Source organism: Lachnospiraceae bacterium (assembly GCA_025758065.1).
In the GTDB taxonomy this organism is placed as follows: Bacteria; Bacillota; Clostridia; order Lachnospirales; family Lachnospiraceae; genus Enterocloster.
In genome coordinates this window covers 3,251,611-3,278,084 of the sequence record CP107199.1, presented here as the reverse complement: position 1 = coordinate 3,278,084, position 26,474 = coordinate 3,251,611, and the positions used below count along the sequence as shown (strand labels likewise).

The 26,474-nt window shown below is 43.2% G+C and carries 27 protein-coding genes, 3 pseudogenes and 1 riboswitch; of the genes and pseudogenes, 19 read left to right on the top strand and 11 right to left on the bottom strand.

The features are described from left to right. The first annotated feature begins 443 nt into the window (after positions 1-443). The 6 genes from ltrA to OGM16_15245 all read left to right on the top strand — a co-directional run bounded on the left by ltrA (position 444) and on the right by OGM16_15245 (position 8,528). Positions 444-2,276 (top strand): group II intron reverse transcriptase/maturase, encoded by a 1,833-nt coding sequence (gene ltrA, locus OGM16_15270; GenBank protein UYJ46141.1) that lies wholly within the window; start codon positions 444-446, stop codon positions 2,274-2,276. A gap of 155 nt (positions 2,277-2,431) precedes the next feature. Beyond that, the gene (locus tag OGM16_15265; protein UYJ46140.1) at positions 2,432-2,980 is read left to right on the top strand and encodes a metallophosphatase; all 549 of its coding nucleotides are present in this window, start codon (positions 2,432-2,434) and stop codon (positions 2,978-2,980) included. A 222-nt stretch (positions 2,981-3,202) separates the two neighbouring features. Continuing rightward, positions 3,203-3,808 (top strand): GIY-YIG nuclease family protein, encoded by a 606-nt coding sequence (locus OGM16_15260; protein UYJ46139.1) that lies wholly within the window; start codon positions 3,203-3,205, stop codon positions 3,806-3,808. 144 nt (positions 3,809-3,952) lie between these two features. Then, positions 3,953-6,364, top strand: a complete 2,412-nt coding sequence (locus tag OGM16_15255) for a TniQ family protein (protein ID UYJ46138.1) — start codon at positions 3,953-3,955, stop codon at positions 6,362-6,364. 348 nt (positions 6,365-6,712) lie between these two features. Further along, entirely contained in the window at positions 6,713-7,471 is a 759-nt protein-coding gene (locus OGM16_15250; protein ID UYJ46137.1) for a SipW-dependent-type signal peptide-containing protein, read from the top strand. Between the two features lie 124 nt (positions 7,472-7,595). Continuing rightward, positions 7,596-8,528 carry a SipW-dependent-type signal peptide-containing protein gene (locus OGM16_15245; protein UYJ46136.1) on the top strand — a complete coding sequence of 311 codons (933 nt, stop codon included), beginning with the start codon at positions 7,596-7,598 and terminating at the stop codon, positions 8,526-8,528. A gap of 219 nt (positions 8,529-8,747) precedes the next feature. Here OGM16_15245 and OGM16_15240 read toward each other — a convergent pair whose 3' ends face one another. Beyond that, positions 8,748-9,059, bottom strand: a complete 312-nt coding sequence (locus OGM16_15240) for a hypothetical protein (protein ID UYJ48480.1) — start codon at positions 9,057-9,059, stop codon at positions 8,748-8,750. Between the two features lie 345 nt (positions 9,060-9,404). On the opposite strand from OGM16_15240, the gene OGM16_15235 reads away from it, so the two are divergent. The 9 genes and pseudogenes from OGM16_15235 (at position 9,405) to OGM16_15195 (ending at position 15,368) form a co-directional block, all read left to right on the top strand. After that, positions 9,405-11,039 (top strand): IS66 family transposase, encoded by a 1,635-nt coding sequence (locus OGM16_15235; GenBank protein UYJ46135.1) that lies wholly within the window; start codon positions 9,405-9,407, stop codon positions 11,037-11,039. 153 nt (positions 11,040-11,192) lie between these two features. Further along, the gene (locus tag OGM16_15230; protein UYJ46134.1) at positions 11,193-11,909 is read left to right on the top strand and encodes an AAA family ATPase; all 717 of its coding nucleotides are present in this window, start codon (positions 11,193-11,195) and stop codon (positions 11,907-11,909) included. Between the two features lie 68 nt (positions 11,910-11,977). Further along, a complete protein-coding gene (locus OGM16_15225) occupies positions 11,978-12,643 on the top strand; it encodes a DNA alkylation repair protein (GenBank protein ID UYJ46133.1) in 666 nt (221 codons plus the stop codon). Positions 12,644-12,929: 286 nt separating this feature from the next. Beyond that, positions 12,930-13,148: pseudogene (locus OGM16_15220) on the top strand (transposase). Between the two features lie 566 nt (positions 13,149-13,714). Beyond that, positions 13,715-13,981, top strand: a complete 267-nt coding sequence (locus tag OGM16_15215; protein ID UYJ46132.1) for a hypothetical protein — start codon at positions 13,715-13,717, stop codon at positions 13,979-13,981. Next, a pseudogene (locus OGM16_15210) lies at positions 13,980-14,132 on the top strand (CD1375 family protein). The gene OGM16_15215 and the pseudogene OGM16_15210 overlap by 2 nt, the downstream one beginning before the upstream one ends. Further along, positions 14,132-14,308 (top strand): CD1375 family protein, encoded by a 177-nt coding sequence (locus tag OGM16_15205; GenBank protein UYJ46131.1) that lies wholly within the window; start codon positions 14,132-14,134, stop codon positions 14,306-14,308. Before OGM16_15210 ends, OGM16_15205 begins: the two are co-directional and overlap by 1 nt. Before the next feature lie 101 nt (positions 14,309-14,409). Then, on the top strand, positions 14,410-14,832 hold the full coding sequence (locus OGM16_15200; GenBank protein ID UYJ46130.1) for a phage holin family protein: 423 nt from the start codon (positions 14,410-14,412) through the stop codon (positions 14,830-14,832). A 2-nt stretch (positions 14,833-14,834) separates the two neighbouring features. Then, positions 14,835-15,368, top strand: a complete 534-nt coding sequence (locus OGM16_15195) for a hypothetical protein (protein ID UYJ46129.1) — start codon at positions 14,835-14,837, stop codon at positions 15,366-15,368. Between the two features lie 478 nt (positions 15,369-15,846). On the opposite strand, the pseudogene OGM16_15190 reads toward OGM16_15195, so the two are convergent. Together OGM16_15190 and OGM16_15185 are read right to left on the bottom strand one after the other, a co-directional pair. Then, positions 15,847-16,104: pseudogene (locus OGM16_15190) on the bottom strand (IS30 family transposase). Positions 16,105-16,588: 484 nt separating this feature from the next. Then, positions 16,589-16,669: riboswitch (glycine riboswitch) on the top strand. A 162-nt stretch (positions 16,670-16,831) separates the two neighbouring features. After that, on the bottom strand, positions 16,832-17,383 hold the full coding sequence (locus OGM16_15185) for a hypothetical protein (protein UYJ46128.1): 552 nt from the start codon (positions 17,381-17,383) through the stop codon (positions 16,832-16,834). Positions 17,384-18,126: 743 nt separating this feature from the next. On the opposite strand from OGM16_15185, the gene OGM16_15180 reads away from it, so the two are divergent. Next, positions 18,127-18,363 carry a transposase gene (locus OGM16_15180; protein UYJ46127.1) on the top strand — a complete coding sequence of 79 codons (237 nt, stop codon included), beginning with the start codon at positions 18,127-18,129 and terminating at the stop codon, positions 18,361-18,363. Beyond that, entirely contained in the window at positions 18,327-18,722 is a 396-nt protein-coding gene (locus tag OGM16_15175) for a hypothetical protein (GenBank protein ID UYJ46126.1), read from the top strand. Before OGM16_15180 ends, OGM16_15175 begins: the two co-directional genes overlap by 37 nt. Here OGM16_15175 and OGM16_15170 read toward each other — a convergent pair. The 7 genes from OGM16_15170 to OGM16_15140 all read right to left on the bottom strand — a co-directional run bounded on the left by OGM16_15170 (position 18,719) and on the right by OGM16_15140 (position 24,092). After that, entirely contained in the window at positions 18,719-19,690 is a 972-nt protein-coding gene (locus tag OGM16_15170; protein ID UYJ46125.1) for a DUF1311 domain-containing protein, read from the bottom strand. The genes OGM16_15175 and OGM16_15170 overlap by 4 nt on opposite strands. A gap of 25 nt (positions 19,691-19,715) precedes the next feature. Then, positions 19,716-20,048 (bottom strand): DUF3841 domain-containing protein, encoded by a 333-nt coding sequence (locus tag OGM16_15165; GenBank protein UYJ46124.1) that lies wholly within the window; start codon positions 20,046-20,048, stop codon positions 19,716-19,718. After that, complete coding sequence (locus OGM16_15160; GenBank protein UYJ48479.1) at positions 20,011-20,208, bottom strand: DUF3841 domain-containing protein; 198 nt, start codon at positions 20,206-20,208, stop codon at positions 20,011-20,013. The genes OGM16_15165 and OGM16_15160 overlap by 38 nt, the downstream gene beginning before the upstream one ends. A 387-nt stretch (positions 20,209-20,595) precedes the next feature. Next, positions 20,596-21,720 (bottom strand): DHHW family protein, encoded by a 1,125-nt coding sequence (locus OGM16_15155; GenBank protein UYJ46123.1) that lies wholly within the window; start codon positions 21,718-21,720, stop codon positions 20,596-20,598. A gap of 29 nt (positions 21,721-21,749) precedes the next feature. After that, entirely contained in the window at positions 21,750-22,103 is a 354-nt protein-coding gene (locus OGM16_15150; protein ID UYJ46122.1) for a hypothetical protein, read from the bottom strand. A 69-nt stretch (positions 22,104-22,172) separates the two neighbouring features. Beyond that, positions 22,173-22,448 carry a hypothetical protein gene (locus OGM16_15145; protein ID UYJ46121.1) on the bottom strand — a complete coding sequence of 92 codons (276 nt, stop codon included), beginning with the start codon at positions 22,446-22,448 and terminating at the stop codon, positions 22,173-22,175. Between the two features lie 273 nt (positions 22,449-22,721). Beyond that, positions 22,722-24,092, bottom strand: a complete 1,371-nt coding sequence (locus tag OGM16_15140) for an MATE family efflux transporter (GenBank protein UYJ46120.1) — start codon at positions 24,090-24,092, stop codon at positions 22,722-22,724. Positions 24,093-24,479: 387 nt separating this feature from the next. On the opposite strand from OGM16_15140, the gene OGM16_15135 reads away from it, so the two are divergent. Both OGM16_15135 and OGM16_15130 read left to right on the top strand, forming a co-directional pair. Continuing rightward, positions 24,480-24,797 carry a helix-turn-helix domain-containing protein gene (locus OGM16_15135; protein ID UYJ46119.1) on the top strand — a complete coding sequence of 106 codons (318 nt, stop codon included), beginning with the start codon at positions 24,480-24,482 and terminating at the stop codon, positions 24,795-24,797. A 33-nt stretch (positions 24,798-24,830) separates the two neighbouring features. After that, on the top strand, positions 24,831-25,346 hold the full coding sequence (locus OGM16_15130; protein ID UYJ46118.1) for a hypothetical protein: 516 nt from the start codon (positions 24,831-24,833) through the stop codon (positions 25,344-25,346). Between the two features lie 338 nt (positions 25,347-25,684). On the opposite strand, the gene lexA is transcribed toward OGM16_15130, so the two are convergent. Next, entirely contained in the window at positions 25,685-26,299 is a 615-nt protein-coding gene (gene lexA, locus OGM16_15125; GenBank protein UYJ46117.1) for a transcriptional repressor LexA, read from the bottom strand. Between the last annotated feature and the right edge of the window lie 175 nt (positions 26,300-26,474).

Genomic DNA, 26,474 nt, shown 5'->3' with positions numbered 1-26,474 from the left:
GCTTGGCTGACGAATCCTCGAAGTAAAGAATCTAAATGCCGAAAATATCGAAAGATATTTAGTACTTTTGTACTATCTGCATGGGGTTTAGTAAGAATCGTGGTTATGAAAGACCTTGTTAGTTTACAGGACTAAGATATGTGGAAGGTTCATAGAGGAATCCTAAGTTCATATATGATGGATAGAGAAATTGGAACGTGGAAAGTTGGAAACCGAAATGAAAATCATATAATCAATGAGATGTTCGGTTAATGAGGAAAAGAATTTGACTATAACTCATTTTAATTCCAATGAGAGCGAAGGCACAGTACCAATGAAGCTATGGAAACACAGCTGAGGGATAGCCTTTAGTCAATTACAATTGAATAATTATTTTGGGTTAATTATAAGTTGGTTCGAGTAAGACTAAGAGAAACTATCCTTTTGAGAAGGAGGTTGACAACTTGGCTTTAGAAACAAGACTTAGAGCGGAAGAAGCGTATTATGACATGAGTAAAATCACAGATAAATTATACGCTCAAAGTAAAAATGGTAATAACTTTTATAAGCTGTATGAATTAATTATTAGTGAAGATAACATTTTATTAGCCTATAGAAATATCAAACGAAACACAGGAAGTAATACGAAGGGAACTGATGGAAAAACGGTTAAAGACTATGCCAATATTCCGATGGATGAATTGGTCAGTCTAGTCAGATCCAGATTGGCAAATTTTCAACCGATGTCAGTCAGAAGAGTGTTCATACCAAAAACTAATGGAAAGGAAAGACCCTTAGGAATACCGACATTTGAAGACAGATTGATACAGCAATGTATCAAACAGATTCTGGAACCGATATGCGAAGCCAAATTTCATCCTCACAATTATGGATTTAGGCCACTAAGAAGTACAAAGTATGCAGTGAGTAGAATGATGACATTGGCCCAAGTTAAACAATATTTTTATTGTGTAGATATAGACATAAAAGGTTTCTTTGACAACATTGACCACAATAAACTTATTAAGCAAATGTGGACTCTTGGAATTAGAGATAAAAGGCTTCTTTCAATAATATCAAAAATGTTAAAAGCTGAAATAGTAGGCGAAGGCATTCCAGAGAAAGGAACTCCTCAAGGGGGAATTTTATCACCTCTGTTAAGTAATATTGTGTTAAATGAGCTGGATTGGTGGATAAGTTCACAATATGAAACAATTAAATTTAGTGGAAATTGTAAGCCTGAAAGTGTACAAAGCAAAAAAAGCAAAACCAATCTTAAGAAAATTCATATAGTGAGATACGCAGATGATTTTAAAATTATGTGTAAAACGCATGATGATGCTGTCAGAGCATTTAATGCTACCAAAAATTGGCTTAAGGAACGATTGAATCTTGATATATCGGAAGATAAATCTAAAATAGTAAATTTGAGAAAACAGTATTCTGAATTCCTAGGATTTAAAATCAAGCTAATCAAGAGAAAGAATAAGTATGTCATCTGTAGTCATATGTCTGATAAGAGCAAGCAAAGAGCAAAAGAAATGCTCAAACGAAGTATTATCAGTATTGATAAAAATGGTGAGAATGCAATTAAGAAAATAAATCAAATCAACAGTCAAATCATGGGACTACATCAATACTACTGCACTGCAACAATGATTAACCATGATTTTGGAGATATTGCTTATGAACTTAGTTACCTCATCGAGAACAAACTTAATCCAATTGCCAAACGAGGGAAATTTAAACAATCATGTTCTAAATACATCACAGATACATATCTAAAAAGGAACAATTACACAACCTATAAAATAGGGAAGGTTGTATTGATCCCAATGGTTTATATCTCTCACAGAAAACCTATGAACTTTTCACAGGATATGAATGTTTATACCGAAGAAGGCAGAAATAAAAGTGGGTACAAGAAACTCGTTTTAGAAGGCGCACTGAAAGAACGATGGAGGGTAAGAAATAAATACGATGATGTTGAGTTCCTGGATAACTCAATTAGTAAAATATCGGCACAACAGCTGACGTGTGCAATATCAAAACTGTTTGTTACCGATGGAGAAATTCATCATATAAAGCCTAAAGAAAACGGTGGAGATAATAGCTATGATAATCTGCTATATGTAGACAAGAATGTTCATAAACTTATCCACCTAAAAGATGAAGGCAAAATCCAAATATATCTCAGTCACTTTGAGAAAATAGTTTCTGACTACAACGATTTTATTAATACATTGAACAAATTTCGGAAGTTAGCAAGAAACAAAATAATTAACCTAAGCAAGTAACTAAAGTTGATAACCACTATAATTAACAATTGTAATTGATGGAAAGCCGTATGAGGTGAAAGTCTCATGTACGGTTTGGAGCAGGGGAAAAACTGGAGACTATATCAAAAGTTTACCTATTGCTATAGAATTTTACCAGGCTTAACGCTTTTCCGGTGGAGGAATGGCATGGCGGCCATGTGCATAAGATCCGGGAGCACGTCATTCATCTGATGCGTGGTGAGATGTTCAATCTGGACGGAAAGAAGATATTTGCTTTCGGCGGGGCAAGATCCCATGACATCGACGGGTTTGCCACGGATGCGGCACTGAAACGGGATTACACGGCAGGGATTTTGCAGCCGGACGATCCGCTTCTGTATGATAAGCTTAAGATTCTCCGCATCACGAACTGCTGCGCGAGGATTGAGGAAGTCAGCTGGTGGCGTGCCGAAATGCCGACCAAACTGGAAATGATGCACGGGATGCAGACACTGAAAGCAAACGGAATGAAGGCGGATTTCATTGTTTCCCATGACGGTCCGTCATCCAGTCTGGCTATCTTAGGCGGCGGACTGCTGCCTCCAGATCCGTTGACACAATATCTGGAAAAAGTGAAAAAGAAAACGGATTACGGTCACTGGTTTTTCGGTCATCACCATGTGGATCGCCAAATCACGGAAAAGGATACCGTCATATACGAGCGGATCACCAGAATCTGCTAATCGAAAAGTTAATAATATCTGCCTGGAGCCCTGGAGGGAATTGAAACCTTCCGGGGCTTTTCTTTTTGCGGTAACAGGGTGCTTTTCTTCCATAATTTACACATGAAAGCAGAGAGAAATCCGGCTGTGTACGGATTACTTACCATTTCTAAGGCATCCTGTCCAACTGATGCACGGAACGTTAGACCATAAAAGCAAAGGTATTAAAAAAGAGGAATGACAATGGAAAATCAAAAGATGACTTTAGAGGAAACGCTTCAAATATTGGAAGATGCTCATAACAGATATTTAAACATGACTCCAGAAGAACGCAGAGACTGCAGACCGCAGAGCAAACTACGGTATTGGGGGACGCAAAAATCCCTTTATGATTATTGCGATAAGTATAACTTAGTGGAAGGAAAATCTTATCTTTATGTTTTAAAATGTGCAGAGGACTTATATTACATTGGAGAGACGAACGGTATTTTTCAACGTTTTCGGGAGCATTTTGCAACAAGTGGAAAGTCTGCCGTATCAGCAACTGCGGTATATGAGCCACAATCGGTTTACGAAATTATCCCGCTTGGAGAGATAAGCAAATCCAAAAGACTGGTTTATGAGGATGCACTGACTGTAGAGTACGCTAACAAATACACGATTTATCAGGTAAGAGGAGGACATTTTTCTCATTATGATATTCAAAAGGCATACTCTGCAAAAAAGTTGCAGAGTCATTGGCTTTATGAAGAACACGGAAGGCTGCGTTTTATAAATCCACAGTATAATTGGATGTTATCAGCAATCAATCAGATGCAAAAATTTCCAAGGATTCATCCCAAACTTTAAAATCATCATTAAGAATCTTTTCTTATTATTTTATGTGACTTAACCCCGGAAGGAATGAGCCTTCCGGGGCTTTTCATTTTGCGGTAACAGGGGGCTTTTCTTCCATAATTTATACAAAGACATTATGGAAAGGAAGTGCTATTTATGCTGATGCCGACATGCTTGAAACCTTATCCCGGTGAACTGCTGTACGGCTGGATTGTAAGGTTATTCAGAGTCAATATGTACGATTCCATTGAGAAATTCTGTGCAGCTTATATCCCGTATGAAGATCGAAAATTTAAAATGGGAAAACCGGTTCCCGTTCGTCTGGATTACCGATTCAATCTGGACCATATATGCTCGGAGAACGGAGAATTCGAATGTTTCCCGGATGTCAGGAGCATGATTGCGGAAATGACACCGCTCACGACCCTGTTTCCGTTTATGACCAGGGGATATCAGGCAGAATGCATGGAAATTCTGCTCCGGGAACATAACGGTTGCAAACTGGATATTCCTCTGATGGACAGTGATATCACGGAACTGCGCGTGTGTCCGGACTGCGCGCGGGAGGATATTGCCGCATATGGAAGACCGTATCTCCATACCGTCCATCATCTTCCTGGCGCTCGGATGTGTCCGAAACATCACCGGGTACTGATGCGTGTACAGATAGAACCGGACGATTGGGAACGCGGACTTGATGACGGGTCCATGGTTCCGGTGGAGCTTAGAGCAGATGAAACAACGGAACAGCGTATCAGTGAGTTTATGCGGAAATTATATGAGTGCCCGCCGGATCTGGATCTGAATGGCTTACAGGCGATGATTCTGGCGCGCATGGGAGAAGGCGGATATCCACTGGAGTCACCGTACGGAAATCTTGCGGATGATCTTCGGACTGCCGGATATGCCGGTCTGTTCGCCGGTAAAACGGATGTGCGTGTGTTCAAGGTTCTGTCACAGAAGAAAATTGTACCGGAAGACGCGATTGCACTGTTGTTATTCCTGTTCCATGATTACGAGGATTTTCAGAAGGCGGCATTGAAGGTACAGACGGATGATACGGGAACGCTTGCCGAGCTTTTCCCGGGATACATCGTGCATTCCGTGGATCACTGGATTGCGGAACTGGAGTGTCGGAAATGCGTGGAGCGGTTCCATATCCATCCTTATGCTCTTTTCCTTGGTGCCGGATGTCCGAAATGTGACCGGGAAGCGGATCCAGATGAGGTGTTTCAGCGCCAGCTTCATATGATTGGGGACGGTACCTACGAACTGGAGGAACACTTCCCGGGATATGGAAGACCCGTAAAGATCCGACATAAGACCTGTGGCAAGGAACGTAATGTGAACGCCACGGAGCTGATATGGATGGAGAAACGTTGTTACTGTGAAACATATCTCAGACAGGAAGAACTGCAGGCAAGGATCGACAGGGCCGCGCATGCGGAAAATACATACACGTTGGTGAAATACCGGGGCGGTAAGGGAATCGGACAGTTCGTGACGCTCCGGCATGAGGAATGCGGAGGCGAATTCACAGTATCTCTTCGGGAATTTGAACGGGCACCGTTCTGTCGTTGCTGCAGGAGCGGTCAGGCGGTTGTTGACCGATTCGGGGAGAGATTCCAGGAACTCATGGGGGATGAGTATGAGATGATCACTCCATATCAGGGACTGGCGAAAATGATGACGGTACGCCACCGCACCTGCGGAACGACCACGGAAGGATATGCCCTCAGCTTTCTGAACGGCAAGCGGTGTGCCCTGTGTACGCCGATCATACCGAAGGAAGACATGAGAGGATATGTGACGGAGTGTACCGGCGGGGAATATCGTGTGAGCAGCATTGAACGGAACACGATAACGGTATGCGGCCCGGACGGAAAGGAACTGACGAACTCGGTACAGTTTTTTATACAGGAGCTTTCGCTCGGCGAGAAATCCTCAGTGTTTAATCACGTGGTCAAAAAACCGGAAATTCCCCTGCGGGATGCTGCGGTTTTGTATTTCAAGGCGAAAGAAGTCTGTGAGAAATATGGAGTCTGGATACCGGAAGAAACGGACGCTGCCATGGAGTTTGCAAAGATTCAGTATCTGTCACGTCAGCTGCTTGCCGAAGGACACCTGTTTCGGAAATGTCCGGGCGTATTCTCCGTGGATCTGGATGTTCCCGATGAGACTGCAATCCGGGAGATTTACCTGGAGCGTCGCGGGGAACATATCGGGGCTTATTACCATGAATCCGCCGCGTACCATGCCGGTATTCTGGATAAGAAACCGGAAACGGAATACATTCTGTGTAATGACGTGAAAACGGATGACTTCAGGAATCAGAAGGTGGGAAATACAAAGTTCAAAACCAGAGCGGCATATGCGGAAATCAATAACCGGAATTACAAGGCAATCGAAGGAATCAATCTGTTGATGTTTTCCGGCAAACACCCGGAATATAAAAAACAGGTGGAAGACTGGCTCCTGGAGAACCGCATCTTTATTTCTGACATGGAGCCGTATCTTCAGTATTATCCATTCATGATTAAAAAGATTGTCAAAGGACTTTTTAAATAAGAAGAAACGAAAATTCCCCCACCTCTGCAGGTGGAGAGATGAATTAAAAACAGAAACAACATCGAGCCATTTTTATTTTCTGACCAATTCTGCGGAAATTTCTTCCATAATTCCTGTATCAAACAGGAAAGGAGGAGATCCTAAGTAAGATGTGGCATTAAGACTAATTTCTTCCATAATTTTCTGTCAAAAAATTATACATGGAAATAACCAATAAGATTGGGTATGTCACATCAAACGAGAGCCTGTTCCCTGGTGGGAATGGGTTCTTTTTACGTTTTGCTAATTTATGCAGTAATTCTTCCATAATTGTTCCGCAAGAAAATTTATGGAAGGAGGTTTCTTTTTATGAGGAAATCAAAGAAGCAGATGGTCATGGCAGCAGCAGCCTGTGCCATGATGGGAGTAATGGTCATCGGAGGAACCATGGCGTATTTAACTGACAGTGAGACCGCAACCAACACTTTTACCATTGGTCAGGTAAAGATTGATCTGGAGGAGCCGGAGTATGCGAAACTGACGGACACTCAGAAGAAGAACCTGGTACCGAACCAGATCGTGGCAAAGGACCCGCAGGTGGAGAACACCGGTGTCAACGATGCAATCGTATTCTTAAAGGTTGAGATGCCGAAGAAGGATGTAATTGTGGCGGAAAAGGACGGCACAAGAAAGACCACTGCAGTAACAGAACTCTTTACCATGCTGAATACCGATATCGATCCGGCAGCCGACGGCAGCACTGACGGAAAGAACTGGGTAGAGCTTCAGGGTGATGATACCGGTGCTGATACAAATATACATGTTTATGCTTACAAGGAGAAACTGGCAAAGGATGCCAAGACCACGGCACTGTTTGACAGTATCCAGCTGCAGAACATCATCGAGGGACAGATCGATACCGATACCGAGAATATCAAGGTTACCGCTTATGCGATCCAGGCAGCCGAGGTGCTGGAGGGCGAGGATACCGACCTGACTGATACCTTGACTAAGGAGAATCTGCAGAAGATCTATAATGTCTACGGCAAGCAGAACAACGGTCAGACCGTCCCGGAAGCAAATACCAATAACAGCAAGAATCTGGAAGGCAATGACCTGTCAGTCTGATTATTTTTTCATGAAACAAGAGCCTGTTCCTTATCGGAGCAGGTTCTTTTGCGTTCCACCAATTCCGGGTGCAAATTTTCCATAATTGTACCGACAAAAAAATATGGAAGGAGGTTTTCTTTTTATGAGGAAATCAAAGAAACAGCTGCTTCGGACAATGATTGCCTGTGGTCTGGTGGTTTCCGTGGCGGCAGGCGGCACCGTGGCTTATCTGACCGATGCCGAGACAGCCACCAACACGTTCACGGTCGGCAAGGTCAAGATCGACCTGGAGGAACCCGGCTATCCCGGAAATGACAGTGACGAGGTCAAAAATATCATCCCTAATCAGGAGATCGTGAAAGATCCGCAGATCGAGAATACCGGCAACAACAATGCCCTGGTATTTTTACGGGTCGAGGTACCACAGGAAACGTTTACCGACGAGGATGACGGCACAGGAGAGCAGAAGAAGCAGGATCTGTTCCGGTTAAAAGGCATCAGTGACCAGTGGGAACTGCTGCGGACGGAAACAGTGACCGGGGAAGACGGGAAAGCAAAAACATCTTATGTGTACGGTTACAAAAAGACCCTTGGTAAAGACGCAACCACGGACAAACTGTTCCAGAGGGTACAGATGAAAAATGCTGTGGAATCCGATTTGAGCGGAAACGTGGAAGATATCATTGTGACCGCCTGCGCCATTCAGGCAACCGATATCCCGGATGTGAACCTGACACCTGGCAGTGATGGAAATCTGAGTAAGGATGCTCTGGATCAGGTATACACCATCTTCCTGAACCAGTCCGGGAACCAGACAAGCCGACCGGCAGATGAAGGTGACCGGAACCAGTCAGGAAAACTCGGTAAGATCAGCTATGAACTGGATGGAGGCACCCTGGCAGCCGGAACACTGACGGAGTATGGAAGCGCTGATTATGGATACACGCCGCCAGCTCCGGCGAAGAAAAACTATACTTTTACGGGATGGGAACCGGAGAACATTCCGGCCGGCAGCACGGGAACCGTAACAATGACTGCGAAGTGGACTGCAGATGTGCTTGGTAGCATCCACTAATATTCATCGACATACAAAAACCTCCTTGTAAATAAACTAAAACTCCGTTTAAAACCAAATCATTACTATAATTACTATATATTATATCGTCATATCTCCTACAAAAATAAATAAGGCAGTTCCACAGTCGAGTAGACTTACACCTCACAATGTAAGCCCCTCACAGAACCGTACGTGCGGCTTTCTCGCATACGGCTCTTCATAATAATATTTACAGTCTCAAAACAAGCTGACATAAATCTTTGGCATTGCCAATGTATAATATTTCAGCATTTCAATGAATCCTTCTCTTGTATAACTCTTTCTGTCACTTCGTCTATTCAGCACCTTAAACAGAAGTTCTCTCACTTGTTGTTTGTAGTTTGAAATCATTCTGCCATTAAAACTTATGCCATAGTACCTATAATGACCTATTAGTTTCAGATTTAGCATACCCATTAGTTTCTTTAGCGGTTGGTCTCTATTCGCATATAACCATACCTTGATGTCTCGAATTTTCTGTCTGAATTTCTTAGAGCTTGTCTTTGGCATTATATATGGCATGCCTTTTAAATCCCCTGGATCCCAAAATCAAAGATGTCGATCCGAAAAATATCTATTGAAACGTTTGTATAAAACAGAGAAAATATATTTTCTGTTTTGGTACTGAAAAGAACTGCTATCGTTTACAATGGATGACCGGATCAGAACAATTCATTCGTCTGCTATCAGGCAGGAACGATGCAATTGCACCTTGAAAACCCTATATTTCCAAAGGCTGACATACGAATTCGGATGACTTTCGTGGCAGGAAAAAATGACGAACTCGGCCTGAAAGCTGATTCGCATTTGTCACAGATTTCTGCTATACTACCGTTAGTAAGAAAGGCGGATATCATGTGCAAAAAATTCACTCCAGATGAACTGAACAAGATGGATCATAAAACTAAGGACGATGTCATCTACCAGATGCAGGACCGGCTTGACCGACTGGAACACAACTATGAAAACCTCGTAGAGCAGATCCGGCTGGCAAATCAGCAGCGCTTCGGCCGCCATACGGAAAAACTGGATGATATCGCAGGCCAGCTTTCTTTTTTTAATGAGGCAGAAGCGAATTATGATGGAACAGCCAAGGAACCGACTGTGGAAGAGGTCATTGATTCATCCAGAAAGGTACCGCGAAAGCCTAAGAAAAAAGGCCAGCGTGAAGAAGACCTGAAGGATTTTCCGCAGGAAGTAATCCTTCATGATATACCGGAACAGGAACTGAATGAGGCTTTCGGTGAAGAAAACTGGAAAAGTATGCCGGATGAGATTTTCTGGCAGCTTCGTTTCGAACCGGCCAAATGGACTGCTGAAAAACACATCATAAAAGTGTATGTTGGAACAGATGGTGCGCATCAGGATGAATTTCTTCGTGGTGATCACCCGGAAACGATGTTCAGGGGAAGCATTGCTACTCCTTCTCTTGAAGCCGCAATCATCAACGCCAAGTATGTAAACAGCAATCCGCTTGACCGTATTTCCAGAGACTTCCAGGCAAACGGCCTGGATCTGTCCAAACAGACGATGTCGAACTGGACGGTGTGGACAGCTGAACGCTATTTATTGCCAGTGTGTGATCTCATGAGAAAACGTCAGCTGGAAGCACATGTAAATCAGAGTGATGAAACACCTGTAGATGTAATTCATGACGGCAGACCTGCAGGCAGTAAAAGATATATGTGGGTTCACATCACTGGAGAGTTAAGTCCTGTGCCGCCAATCATTGTGTATGAATACCAGAAGACACGACACAGCGATCATCCGAAAGCGTATTATAAGGACTTTGACGGTGTTCTTGTGACTGATGGCCTGGAACAGTATCATAAGCTGGAGCGGGATCTTGCTGGTGTGAAGAATGCGAATTGCATGTCTCACGCAAGGCGCCACTTCGCAAATGCGATTAAGGCAATTGGAAAAAGTAATCCAGAAGCGGTCGAGGCGTCTGTTGCGTATAAAGCACTGGTACGAATTGGTGCCATTTATGACCTGGAAGGAGCTTTAAAGGAACTGACTCCAGAAGAACGCTTAAATGAGCGGCAGGCTTCCATCAAGCCTCTGGTTGAAGAATTCTTTGCCTGGCTCCGAAAGATACAGGCGGACCGGTCGGTGCTTCCAAAGAGTGAAACAGCCAAAGGCATCAACTATTGCCTGAATCAGGAAGCATATCTGAAAGTATTCCTGTCAGATGGAGAAGTACCGATTGATAACCTGGCCAGCGAACGTGCGCTGAGAACTTTCACGATTGGCCGTAAAAACTGGATGACCATCAATACGGTACGAGGAGCTGATGCCAGTGCAATCATTTACAGTGTTACGGAGACCGCCCGGGCGAATGGCCTGAATGTCTACTATTACATGAAACATTTGTTGACAGAGCTGACACGGGTTGTTCGTGCCGATGGAAGTATAGACGAAAAAAAGTTAGAACCACTTATGCCATGGTCGAAAGACCTTCCGGCTGAGTGTTACAAGCGCCGCAAATAAGCGGCGCTGTATTTGGCGTGGAGCGAAGGATTTGACCTTTACATAATAGAAACATTAAAATTGTAATTGACCGAACTGAAGGTGAAGAATGCTTCTTGTCTAAAGGGCAAGAAGATGGGGATTAGAAAGTGTTTTTTACAAGGAGGTGATTAGGTGAATGATCAATTCATACAAGGAGTAATATTTGATTGGGATAAAATTGATAAGGATAGTTATCTGAAGGGAATCAGGGCTTTTAAGGGAGTTGAAAAACTTGATTTTAACAAACCAATTACTTTTTTTGTAGGGGAAAATGGCAGCGGTAAATCAACTTTATTGGAAGCACTTGCCGTAGCACATGGTTTTAATCCTGAGGGTGGAACGAAGAATTATGTTTTTTCTACGCATGATACACATTCAGAGTTGTGTGATGCGATAAGAATTGCCAAAGGCTATCGGAAGGAAAAGTGGGGATATTTTCTTAGGGCAGAAAGCTTTTATAATGTAGCAACGCAGGAAGAAGAATATGCAGATATTACACATCCTTCCGCTAAATATCATGAAAAATCACATGGAGAGAGTTTTCTCGCATTAGCACAGAATAATATGAATCCAAATGGCTTGTATCTTTTTGACGAGCCGGAAGCTGCATTATCGCCGCAGAGACAGCTTACATTGTTGATGCAAATATACAGATGTGCAAAAGAGGGAGCACAGTTTATTATAGTTACGCATTCGCCAATTTTGTTAGGAATACCAGATGCAGATATCTATTGTTTTGATAATGGACGCATACATCTGTGCGAATATGAGGATACAGAGAGTTACCAGGTAACAGAAATGTTTATAAATAATAGGCAGATGCTGTTGGATAGATTATTAACAGATTAGATAATAAAGAAATCGATAAATTCAAGTTTGGAGAATTGAGAAAATCGGAATGTGGAAGTGTGAAAGGAATGGAAATGGATATATACCTTGAACTAAAAGAAAAATTTGAAGCAAATAGAGATGATGAAAATGCTGTAAAAATGGCGGCGTATATGAGGAATTTGTTTTCATTTTATGGTTTATCAACACCTAAAAGGAAAGCAATTTACAAGGATTTTCTGAAATCTGAGAAACGCAAAAAAATAATTGACTGGGATTTACTTGACAGATGTTATGTAGATGAACATAGAGAATTTCATTATTTTGTGATGAATTATCTTGTGGCAATGCAGAAGTTTTTAAAATTCGATGATGTACCTCATATAGAAAAATATATCAAAACAAATCAATGGTGGGACACAATAGACGGACTTGATAGAATTGTCGGGAATATAGCTTTTACAGATGAACGAATAAATGACCTAATGTTGGAGTGGTCAACAGATGAAGATTTTTGGGTACGCCGAATTGCTATTGACCACCAGCTTTGTAGGAAAGAGAGAACAAATACGGAATTGCTTGAAAAAATATTAGTGAATAACTTCGGCAGTTCAGAGTTCTTTATCAACAAAGCCATCGGTTGGAGTCTGAGAGATTATTCTAAGACAAATCCGGATTGGCTAAGAAATTTTGTTGAAACTCATAAAGACAAGATGGATAAATTGAGCATCAGAGAAGCAAGCAAATATTTATAAGTCAAATGGGAAACACAAAATTCCAGTTGTGCGCCCAGCTAAGGGTGTGTAGTCAAGCCGGTGGGATTCCGGTTTATCCAAGGTTTAGCCAACCAGATAATAGCGAGTCTTGGGATGATGCCGGTAACGGCATCTGACAAGCGTAGACAGCAAGAAAGCAAGGTTGAATAGTGATTGAGCTTCGAAACGTTAACTTCAGTCGGTCGACGTCTTAACTGGTGCGGAAGGCAATATCATGTAATGCGATATGGCGAGTGCTATGTGACACTGCGGAGTCAGAGAAGTGAAAAAGCTGAGCAAAAGCGGTCAGTATGCCGCAAAGAAAGCAGAACACGCAAAGTCCTCTGTCCGTGCCAAAGTGGAGCACGTATTCGGTGTCGTCAAGAAACAGCTGCGTTTCCGAAAAGCACGATACCGAGGGCTCGAAAAGCAGAGAGCCAAATTCAATATCATGTTCGCGTTAGCGAATCTGATTCTGGCTGACAGACCCTGCCTGGCAGCTTGAATCAGTGCGCTCCTGCGAGCAAAAGCACGGGCGACCTAATTGATTCTTACAAAATGGCCGCCCGGTAATGCGTATCGTAGCAGTTGTGCGGTATTGCCTTAGAAACACCAAATGGTTATGTGTGGCATCATTTGGATGATTATAATGTTGAAAAAAATACAATTACAATGGAATTAGTAATGGATGAAGCACATAATGCATCGAAACCACATTCGGGAGGTTGTGCACAGTATGATAGTGTTAACGGACCGACATATAACGAGAAAAGGAGATAAATAGATGTACGGATTTGTAAAAGAAAAAAGTGAAAACACCCATATTTCAAGTTGTGAGGTATTGGAAATTGAGAATAAGTATAATATTAATTTTCCGACAATACTTAAAGAATATTATTTACAACATAAGCGGTCAGGAAATGAACTATTCAGAATGGTGTGCAATCAATTCCTATAAGGGTTGGTTGAAATATTGTGATAGCAGCCGATTGTCTGAAAAATATATTGAACCAATTCAGCCTTATGCTGATAGGTACTATAAAAATCATATCAAGAAAGGTGGTAAAAAGCATGAAAGAGTACGGAAAAGTACGCAGTACAAAGCAGCCTGAACAGAAGGTCATTGATGACTATTCAGTTTGGATTGCAGAGAACATCACCCCGGTCACAGAAGCCGGGACAGATGAACAGCCGGGGTTCACTGGTTATGAATATGACCTGACCCAGTACACCAAGGATGAATACATCAAAATGATTGATGACAGGAACGCATCTTTGGAAGATCAGATGACACAGGCACAGGAAGCCATGTGTGAAATCTATGAAATGATGGCATAAGGAAGGGGGTGAGAATATGGCAAACATTTATGCAGCACTTATCATCAAGGGTAAGAAGTCAATCAATGATGTTCCTGACAAAATCAGGGATGAAGTCAAACAGGTGCTTATTGATGAAGGACACCCGGAACTGGCAGAAGGTGGTAACTGATGTTGTTTCAGTTCATCATAAAAATTTTATTCAGAAAGGATGTGGAATTTATGGCAGTGATCTATGCAACCCTTATCATTAAGGGCAAGAAAACCTTTGCTGATGTACCTGAGAAAATCAAGGACAAAGTGAAGGAAGTTCTGATTGACCTTGATTGCCCTGAATTAGCAGAGTAATCAACAGACAAGGAAATTATCACAGGAACAAAAACAACCGCTATATGACCCTTATATGAGGTCACAAGCGGTTGTTTTTATGTTCAGAAAGGACAGAGAAAATGAAACAGACTATTTGCAGTGTATTAGGTGTGATTGGTTCAGCAATCGCATCTTTTTTTGGTGGTTGGGATGCGGGACTTGCAACCCTTCTGATCTTCATGGGTCTTGATTATATTTCAGGACTGATTGTTGCGGGGGTGTTCAAGAACAGTCCCAAGACAGACACAGGTTCACTTGAAAGTAAGGCGGGGTGGAAAGGTCTTTGCAGAAAGTGCATGACCCTGATTTTTGTACTGGTTGCGTACCGCCTTGATCTTGTCATTGGCACAAATTACATCAGGGATGCAGTAATTATTGCGTTCATTGCCAATGAAACAATCTCCCTTGTGGAAAATGCGGGTCTTATGGGTTTACCACTCCCGGCAGTCATCACCAAGGCTATTGATATTTTACAGAAAAAGACAGAAAGTGAGGGTGAATAATTATGGGTTTAGTAGTAGGTTCAGCAAGAATTGATGAAAACGGCAAGATTTCCGGCGGTGCGTTGGGTGACAACAACGGTAGGGAAGTAAGTACACAGCCGTATTATTTGCACAGCAAGGGTTGGTATGTTTTAAGACCAAAGACTATTGCACTTGCAAATGGTCTTGCATCTGCAATGTCAGATGCGTGTGCAAATAACCATATCGGTTACGATCAGTCTAACCGTTATGGTGTCATTAAGATGGTCAGAAAATACGGCAGCATGAAAGCAATCAAAGAAAAGACAGAAGCAGACTGTTCTTCCTTGGTTCGTGGTTGTTGTATTCAGAACGGTTTTGACCCCGGTGATTTTGCAACATCAGGTGAAGCAGCCAAACTTGAAGCAACGGTCAGAGTGCTGCACCAGTTACTTCAAAAACCGCAAAGTCATCTGCACAGAAAAAGTCATCTGCCGTTGCCGGAACATATAAAACAAGCACTGATTGTCATATGCGTAACGGTGCGGGAAAACAGAACGTATCAATGGTTGTGTTAGAACAGGGGACAGAAGTGAGGTGCTACGGTTACTATTCTGAATATCAGGGTGTAAAATGGCTTTATGTTCAGGTAACATACAAGGGTGTGAAATACACTGGTTTTGTTTCTGAACGTGTCCTGAATAAGCAGTAACCGGGTGTTACTAATTTGTTACTAAATAGCGGGATTTTGTGAGATTTGCGGAGATATTCAAAACTGAACTTTTCAGCAGATACTGGCAAAAAGCGGGGTGTTATATCAATGAAATTTATGATATATTGTGATGATGTGGAGAATCCAGTTTGGGTATGTGATTCTATTAAAGCATTTTTTGACTTAATGGAAAATAATTCGCAAATTGCAAGTGCAAGCTGGACACATGCACGGTAGAAATTAGTTAATCAGAGCGTCGGTCAGGATGGAAGCCGCTGGCTTCCGTCCTGGGCGATGCTGCCGCAGCCTTCGGCTGCGTAAACAGAGTCGAGGAACTCGTCAATCGGAACGAAGGTTCGAAACAGCCCGTTGTGGCGTTCGTTTTGGGGACGTTCCCACGAAGTATAGGGATGTGCAAAGTAGACTGCACAGCCCCAGTTCTCGACCTGACTGAACGCAGAGAACTCCGAGCCGTTGTCCACGGTAATGCTCTTGAAGACCTGTGAGAACTTGTCTCCGAATTCTTCCCTGAGTGACTGCATGGCGTTCAGAACGGAGTCTGCATCCTTGCCGGGGATCCGGATGGCAATCTCCATATCCGTTCCGGTGCTGAATCTCCGCAAGATTCAGCGCGCTCTTTTGAGAATGCTCGCATATCTTCTGGAGATTCTGGCTCAGAACAAAAATTGGGCACTTGTTCAGTGGACATTATGTAAACACCGAAAAGGTTTATCGGACGACGGACGGCGGAAAAACCTGGTACGACATTACGCCGGAGCCTGGCGCGTAGTCGGATCGGAGACAGAATATACGGAGCTGTAACGTTCTCCCGGAAAACAGGCTGCCGTAGCGAGATAGGGTACTGCTGGGCAAGCGCGGCAGCTGGATGGCCGAGCTTGCCGAAGGATCTTACAGCTTGGCTGCCGGTAAAGACAATGGAATGATGCTTGAAAAGCCCGACTGCAAATTGCAGTCGGACTTTTTCACACCGGGGCCCCAGGAATTTAGCCTTGACACTTCACATTTTAGATGATACGACCGTGGCAGAGGAATCAATTTCCTCTGCCATAATTTTATATTGATCGGACGATGAAATCGGGAGAGATCGCTCAGGCGATGCCGAAGGGGAACGCAGAAGCTCCCAGGCAAAAGGACCGGTTTCGGACGACGCTCCGAAAAGGCCGGGCGGCAGCGCCCGACCACCGAAGGTGCAACCTCCCAAAGCGGAGGGAATCTCTCAGGTAACTCAACGGGGGCACAAAACCGTAAAGGGCGGTTTTGTGCCCTTTTTTGCTGTCCTAAAAAAGAAACGGAGGAGCGGTATAGCCATCACTCCGAGGCGATGTCGAGACCGGCGTCCCCGCCTCCGCCGGGGACGGAGATCTCCGCCTCGCCCGCGATCTCGCTGGCGGTCTTTTCTTCGCCGTTTTTTTCCTCCTCGTCCTCAAAGAGGGAGTCGTACTTCTCGCCGTCTCCCTCTTGCAGCATGGCCGCGGTCTTAGCCGCCATGTAAAGCTCGTGGTTGTATTCCATCAGCCGCTGTTCATCCTCCGGAGGGACTTGGCCGCCGGAGGCGATGCGGTGGTAGATCTCCAGCATCTTGCCCATCTCCTCTGCGGCCTTCGATAGAGCATTGCCCTGCTGCTTTGCAACCTCGGCGTTGTGGATGGCAGTCTCCCGCTCGATGATGCTCTCCATCACGCCCTGGGCCTCGTTGTATTGCGCGTCCACGGCGGACAGCTCACGGGAGATCTCCACACGATCCACATTGGGCGCGCCGCCCTGCTGGCAATTTTTGAGCGCCTGCGATAGGTCGCGTTTCCGTGTCCACAGCGTATCTATCTGCGCGGCGTATGCCTTCTTCGCATCTTGAATTTTCATTGCGGAACCTCCTGTCTAAATGTTTTTCATATCCTTATTATCGACAGAAAAATGTTTTTCATATCCTTATTATCGACAGAAAAGGGTCCGGATTTAAGCCGGAGCACGGAATACAGGACAAAAGCTTAACTGATCGTGGGCAAGACCACTGCCGGACCGCCCTTCCTCGACAAGACCTTGTGGGAACAAACGCTCCGGTTGAAACCGAGAAGGGGAGAGAACATCATGAAAAAAGCGATTGCTTTGCTGCTGACGTTTGTAACGCTGCTGTCCTTCGCGAACGCCAAGGAGGATCTGGCCGCTGAGGATCTCCATATCCCGGGCACCGGTTAAGGCTGATCCATCGCTGTCAAGAAGGGAAAAGCGGGGCGGTCCCTTTCGCCCTCATTTTGCGTGTCCGCGCGCGTTTGTCATGCGCCGTTACCCAAACCGGATCATGGCGAAGGGGGTTCCGCGTATTTAATGTGCACTGAATAATAGAAAAAGCCTTATATTTCAATCCATAGAAGCCAATCCGTGGTATAATAGGAGCAAGGGAACTGGCAAAAATCCAGCAAAAATCTTGCACCTGGAGGGCAACTATGTATCGTTACAGCAATGGCCAGATCAGCTTGGCGGATTTCAAACAGCCGGTGGATATGAATCTGAAGGAAAGCAACCGTTGGGTAAAGAAAGCCCAGACGATCCCCTGACTGGAGATCGAGAAGCGCTACGCCGCACTATTCACCAACCGGAAAGGCAATGTGGTCAAGCCGCTGCGTCTGGCCTTGGAGGTCTGCATCATTCAGGCGGAGTATGGCTATTCTGACGAGGAAACCGCGCTCCAGATCCAGGAAAACCCATATCTTCAATATTTCTGCGGGTATCCTGGCTATGATGACGAAAAGCTGCCCTTGATTATGGGCAAAGCTATGAAACAGCAGTACGAGATCTTTATGGTGATGTGCCTTTTAGACAACGTCAGTACGAGGCTCTTGTAGATGGGCAGTGGGTTGATGGTGTTGCTGATAATGTAGTGCAAATTGGTGGAAAAAACACTGCAATAGAAGCAAAGTATGTTGATGATTGGGCAGCTTCACTTCGAAATCCTCTAAGCCCTAATGGTACCAAACCGTGGGCTTTGGCTGAACAACGAAAGATGCTAAATCAGGCTCAAAAGTACAACTCTGCTTTCGATCAGATAATCTATCATACAAATAGCGTTGAACTAGCAAATTACTACAGTGATATGTTCAAAAATGCGGGTATTACAAACTGGAAGTTTCCATTTTCTACAAATTGGACAAGTCATCGGGATGGCTACTTTCGCATAATTTTAAATCACCATCTTTTAAACTAAAATGCGAAAGAAAACTCAAATTTCTCCCCTACAGAGAATGGAACTGCTCCTATTGTTTCCGTGACTTCAAAAGTTGCTCCATTCCATCCGTTGATTTGGATAGTTCCCTTAATGCTGCCGTCATCCGATGTGAAATCAAGGTTTCCATTTCCATTATCAATAAAACTTCCTTCTATTTCACCCAGCCTATAGACAGAAATGATCGCCTCATCTTCTCCCTCCCAGCTTTGTTGAGTGATTAGTGAACTGTACACGGCATCGGTTCCCTGGTTATCGACAAACAAACCGTACTTTGTAGATGCTTCCGGCATGGCAAAAGATTCTCCCTCAATCTGTGCCAGCTCATTTGCAATGAAATAAGCCCTGTTCTTGGTTTTTTCTTCCCAAAGGGAATTTACAAGCATAGGATACATACTGCCATTTTCCTCCTGAGAACCAAGGCTCATTAATGTTACTTCTTCTTTCATAGCAATCCAGTTTCTCTGTTCTTCAAGAACCATTTCTTTAGTATCCTGATTTGCCAAGCTACTGAATCTGCTCCAAAGATTATTCAGTTCCGTATCCCAAATCACATAAAGCCATTGAGATGCCACATTCATCTCTCCTTGAGTCTGCGCAGACTCTGCCAGCAAGGTGTATTTTTGGGTAATTGTATCGATATTCTTTAATTCCTCCTGAAGAGAAGATGAATTTGATGCCACATAGGCAACATCCGCTTTGATATCTTCTGTGTAATCATAGGTGAAATCTATTTCAATTGTAGCTTTTAGCTCTATATCATCTTCTTCATCGTTATTAAAAGTGGTGGATTCTTCTGATGTCGTCTCCTCATCCATACTTTCAATCTGTAGGCTGCTTTCCTGCTGTGTTACGACAGTTGCATCTTCTTTTGTTTTTCCACAAGCCCCTAAACTAAACACCATAAAAAGAGTGCATACCAATATGGTTATTTTTTTCTTTTTATTCATAATCGTTCCTCCATCAAATTCTGATTTATCGTGCTACAAAATATTCAGCTTTTTTCACCCATTTTCTTTTTATTTCCCACATGGTTGCCTGGGTACTAAGATGGGGATGTACTTCACCTTCAAAAGAGCAGCTGATATCAAAAATATTTTCCCAGCTTTTCCGTTTTTCTTCTTCAGAATATACCGCTGAATCGTCAATAGGAAAAATAATTTCGCCATCGTTTAGGACACAGTGCCAGTAATCAAAATCAGAAAGCAAAACTAGGTTGTCCGGGATCTCAATCGTCAGTAAAACAACAGGTGTACCTTTTTCTCCCCAATTACGTCCATGCACACGCATATCCGGTCGTTTCCGCATGCCTTCCCACTGGTACCAAGGCCCACACGGGGAATATAACGCCTTCTGGTGGTTCACCTATACGCTTTTTCATTTGCTCTGCCATCCACAGATAAGAATTTTCAAACCAATCCGTCGCAATGAAATTTTTGTCTGCCCTGAGCACTCCGGTTTGTTCCATTTTTTCATATGCACGTTTATGCTGTATTGACCACAAAAGCATGATACACCTCACTGAAATCTTCTGAATTATCTATTATTCTACCATAAAAAATAGAGCCGGTGTAAAAAAATCACACCAACTCTATCCAGACATTCATTCTTCATTTTCCGGGAATCCAAAGATCAGAGAAAATTCCACTTGTGAGAGGTTTTCTGCTATTTCAGTGTTCCTGGGATGGAGCGTGTATTTTATGTCTTCATAATGGTTTGTAAAAATTTTCTGTAAGATATTCATAAGACTATTATGAGATATATTTTGAAAAAAAGGATTCCCCAACCACTCAATCTTAAGGAACTGGGGAATTTTCACTTAATATGATAGAAAAGGGTTTTTGATTCCAACATTTTAGGTTAAAGTCTCACTGTGATTTAGCACCGATGTACTATACAGAAACAGCACATCCTGATTTTTGAATTCTATAAAACGGTCAAGTAAATCCGCTCGCAGATACCGGATATCAACCAATGTAATCTTTGCATACCCTTCTGCCAGAAGAGGAGCAATACTGCTGCCAAAGGAATCACGAAAGATGATAAGTTCCCTGTCTGATTTGTAGTTGGGATTCTCAATGGTGATAAGGGAACAGGGACCGGAAAGAAAGATTTCATAAGGATCCTTACCGGATTTCTTTTCTATATTATAGATGCCGCCCACTGTCTGATCTTCATGATTTGTTACGATACAGTCATCTAATGCATCATTGGACAGATAATACAGTGTCTCCGGCGGCAGCGGGAGCGCTGACTGACCATAATATACACCATAAAAAGGTACATCCAGTGCACATTCTGTATAGTTTCCAGAGATAGAAGCACCCATGCTTTCAGCAAGGACCGCGGCTGTCTCTGGAAGCTTCTCCTGACGCCAGTGGGTGTCCGTCTTGTAGTAATCCGTAATATCCAGTGTTTTTGTAATATCAATATAGTTAGCATAATCCATGCTATTTTGCATTATATGGCACAGTTCCTTATAGTCCATGGAGAGGTATCCATATTTCTCAGCAAGAAAATAGCTTTTATCCGGTACAATAGAGAGATAGATATCCATTTTCTTGTCCATTAAATACTTCTCATAGATATATTCAAATCGGTCCGTTGCATGTTCCAGAGAATCCGTATGCAATGGGTATTCAAGTTTTGCGGCATATCCGTCCTTTATATAAATATCATAATTATCAAGCTGGCCGAACACATGGTAGATTGTGTAAGCTTTCAGCGTACGGAACTGATTTCGCAGCGGAAATTGATCCAGGGTATATTTCTCAAAACCTGTCATAAAGCTTCCGTCGGATATGCCCTCCAGGGAAAGTGCCGGACGCTGGGCAAGCTTTCGACGTTCGCTGTCGGAAAAATCCCTGGAGGGCAGCAGCCAGGATGCCAATGTAAGACTTATAAAGCTGAGACCCGGTACAACCACAGTCAATATGCGGTTCATGTTCGTTATACTTTTTATACGTTTATATTCGTTCATCTGTCATTCCTTCCTGAAACTGGATATTCCTAGAACCTGAAATAAAGGAATGGGTTAAAAGAGCCATCTACCAGATAGGCCGTGCAAACAAGCAGCAGGGCAGAAAGAACCACAGGTTCAGCCAATGCCATAACCGCCGCACCTGCTTTCCATCGCTGAATCCCCTTGCAAAAGGATTTTGGAATAGGTGTTGCACCAAGGAAAGCAATTACCAGAACCACAAAATAGCTGCGGAAATAGTAGCTGAACTCAGCTGAAACCAACGGATATGCGTCTGCTCCAAACATGGCTTTTATATATGAAAATGCCTGGGACATATTAACAGCATCAAAAAACACAAAACTGACCACGACAGCAGTAAATACGTAGATATGGCTTAACATGCGGCTTTTTTTCAGATGGTTTAGGAGAAAGACCTTTTCCAAAATCAGCAGCAGGGCAAAATAAAGACCCTAGATCACGAAATTCCAGGCGGCACCATGCCAAAAGCCTGTCAGCATCCAGACCAGGAATTTTGCCGGAGCCTCCGCCTCATGCTCTGCATTACCGCCTACAGCTGGAAACTGCTTATCTTCGCCAAAGGCATCCCAAACCTCTGTATAAAAATCAACTGCCGATTCAATCACAGTTCCCTGGGGCTTAGGTGGGTCATTTGCCGGCTTACTGCCGCAGCCTGCCAGAGAGACAGCCATGGTAAGAATCAGAAGAGAAGTAATCGTTTTTTTCATATTGGAAAATTCCTTTCAGTTATTTGTTTCTGCATATCAGGCTATATTATCTCAGAAAAGCCAGCATAAAGTAAGGCAGGTAACAGAACAGTAAGAAATGTAAAGATTAATTAAGGCATTGCAGAAGACTTCGGAAAATTTAAAACAGAGCTTCAAGAAACTCTTCCAGTTTGTCTGTTTGGTAAATAAAAGGAAGGAAAGAAACAATAAAAGAGCAGGTATGAAATAGGAGCAATATCAATTTCAGACCTGCTTTTGACTTTATAGATTCATTTATTCAAGCATTTCCTGTGCTTTCAACAGGTTCCGCAGGCAATAGTAAAAGGCCGGAATCAGAAAGGCGTCTGCCATAAGCCACGCAAGAGGAGAAGCAAAGCATATGATAATATAGCCGAAGATGGGAACCAGTGCAAATCCAACCAAAGCCCGGGCGATCATCTCGCAGACACCGGCGAGAATGGCAAGAAGACTGTAGCCCATTCCCTGAATGGTAAAACGCCATACATTGACGATGGTAAGCGGAATATAAAACAGAGAATTAAAGGTTAAAAACTGGTGAGCCTGATGAATTACAACTGTCTCCGAAGCATCTACAAAGAGCAGTGGGATCACACCGCCGAACAGGGTCAGGACAATGCATGCCAGAACCGAGTAGATGCTTCCAATGAAGGTTGCAGAACGAACTCCCTGGCGGATACGGTCAGTTTTCCCGGCACCGGCATTCTGTCCGGCATAGGTTGCCATTGTGCCTCCCAGTGCATCAAAGGGGCAGCAGAAGAACATACCGATCTTCTGACCGGCAGTAACCGAGGCAACCGCAATGGAACCGAGAGAGTTGATGGCGGTCTGGATTACCACCGAACCGATGGCGGTGATGGAGTACTGAAGTCCCATCGGAATACCCATCATGCAGAGACGATAGAGGTGGTAGGTACTGATTCGTGTTTCCTCCCGATGCATTTTTAAAATATCGAATTTCTTCTTCATATAAATCAGGCAGAGAATGCCTGAAACAGCCTGTGCAATCACCGTAGCATAAGCAGCACCGGCTGTTCCGGTTCCTATCTGTACGATGAAAAACAGATCCAGTACGATATTAAAGAGACTGGATAAAATCAGAAAATAAACAGGTGTCCTGGAGTCTCCCAATGCACGGATGATACCGGCTAAGGTATTGTACAGATACGTGGCCGGAATACCGGCAAACACAAAGAAGATATAGCTGTAGGCACCGTCGATGATATTGTCCGGTGTCTGCATCCAGACAAGAATCTGACGGGTCAGCAGACAGACGATTACGGTCATAACCACAGCGAAAAAAGATGCCAGCCATCCGGCATTGGCAACGAAACGCCGCATGTTCTTATAATCCTGGGCGCCGAACCGCTGAGCAACCGGAATGGAGAATCCGGTGCATACACCGATTACAAAGCCATTAATCATAAAGTTGATGGCAGCTGTGGAGCCAACGGAAGCCAGGGCATCCACGCCCAGAAACTTTCCTACAATAATGGTATCAACCATGCTGTAAAATTGCTGAAACAAAAGCCCCATCAGCATGGGAATGGCGAATCCAAAAATCAATTTAGCTGGGCTTCCAGTTGTCATATCTTTAATGGTAGATTGTTTTGCAGATTGACTCATAAAGCAGTCTCCCTTCTTTTACAAATCAAACAAGTATAGCTGAATCCGAAATCACATGGAATTGATCAAAAAATCTCAAACATAAATTTTATAAGAAAGATGGAAAATTGGCAATTCATAAAAGTCACGAAAAATTGGAACGATAAAAGAAAAAATTTGGAATAAGAAGCATTGGAAAAATCCCTTGATTTCAACCGGATTGTAGCTACAGGAATATGACTAATGCTTTATTTTTATGAACGTTCCTCACTTTATCGCTACCTAAATGACATTGATGGCTGAATTGTAACCAATTTTCTTATGATTGGTACTGGTGAGCCAGTCTTTTCTGTGTTACAATATATACGTTATGAATAAACACGGTCCTGAATCATGGAGGCACAAACTATGGAACCAATGTATTTGTCAATCCAACCGGAAAAGACTGGAGAACGCATAAAAAAGCTGCTTTTGGAACAGGGATATACGATTCGGGAGATCCAGGGAGCTTTCGGATTTGAAAATCCGCAGGCTATTTATAAATGGCTATCCGGCAAATCGTTACCCAGCATTGACAATTTTGTTATTTTAAGTAGATTATTACATACTACGATTGAAGATATCCTCGTCATTGACGGGGATATTCCTCGTTTATGGGGGATTTTAAACCGATGGTTGAATGACATCTGCCACCGAATGATTTACAATCGGATCAGAAACAAATGATGGAAGATGAGGATAGAGAGGAAGGCGAAAATCATGCAGAAAATCACATCGGCTTATGCAAATAAGATGCTGAGAAGCCTTGAGGAAGACAAAGCATTCTGGGTCAACAAGGAAGCATCATCCAGTACTTACATTGCTGCTGTCAATGAGGAGCCGGTCATTCCGGAATACGATTACATGACAGTTGCGAATACAATTGATGAGATAGACAGGAAGATCGTCACTATTAAACACGCATTGAACCTGACCAATGCCACAGCAAAAGTGCAGGTGGGTGAACAGGAGATGAGCATTGACAGTATTCTGGTTCGAATGGCTCAGCTCAATAAGAGAAAGGCTGTTCTTGATGATATGCGTAAGAGACTGCCAAAAACGCGTGTGTATGGCAGTGCATTTAGCTCATCTGGTTCAGCGCCTGAGTATAAGTATATCAACTACGATCCGGAACTGATCCGGCAGGAATATGACCGTATTTCCAATACGATCATGGACATGCAGATCGCACTGGATCGCTATAACCAGACGGTGCTGTTTGAGGTAGATATCTGATCACTCATTCCGTGCAGGACATATTTCTAACAATACTTACTGGCGGTTACGGTTCATAGTTATCGTTTATCGGTTATTTGTTATCGGGTTATGTGTTCCGGTTCATGGAAACGACTTTTGGAAAGCATATAATGCAGATTTTCAAAATGTCCTGTAAAAACCTGTGAGAGATCACGGTGCCAAGGTACGGTTTTCAGGCACGACGGCTGTGGGAGCAATTCCGCAGCCATTTTTTATGGTAAGAAAAGCCACTGTATAGTTTCAGATTTTAGTAACTGTACAGTGGCTTTTTGGTGAAAACTGTTTTATAAGTCAGGTTAAACTTGCGAACACGCACATTACATCATTCTTATCAGACCAATGACCCTTCCAAGAATCTCAACATGATCTGTAATGATCGGATCCATGGCATCATTTTCAGGCTGCAGGCGGTAGTGATCTGTTTCCTTGAAGAAACGCTTTACAGTAGCGGAATCATCTAAAAGGGCAACTACGATCTCGCCGTTTTCAGCAGTTGGACGCTGCTCAACGATCAGCTGGTCTCCTGGAAGGATGCCGGCATTTATCATGCTTTCACCTTTTACATGGAGCATAAAGGTCTCGGCATTAGGAAGAGATTCTGCCGGGAATGGAAAGTAGCTTTCAATGTGTTCCTCTGCCAGGATCGGTTCTCCTGCTGCAACTGTACCAATAACTGGGATATTTACCATTTCCTTCCGGTTAAAATTGAATGTATCGTCCAAAATCTCAATAGCTCTTGGCTTAGTAGGATCGCGATGGATATATCCTTTTTCTTCCAGAGCAGAGAGGTGAGAATGGACAGAAGAAGTGGATTTCAATTTTACAGCTTCACAGATATCCCGCACAGCTGGCGGATATCCTTTTTTTAAGATCGTAATTTTTATGTATTCTAATATTTCCTGTTGCTTTGCAGTAAGTTTATCCTGGGCCATAAAAATTCCCCCTTCTGTTTTGTAATAATCTTTTACTGATACTATAGTAACATATGTTCGATAAAAATGCAAACCTTTGTTCGGTTTTTGCGTACTAAATGATTGACAAACATATGTTCTGATGATATAGTATGAATATAAAAAGAACAAATGTTCGCATCTGCTTTAGACGAAT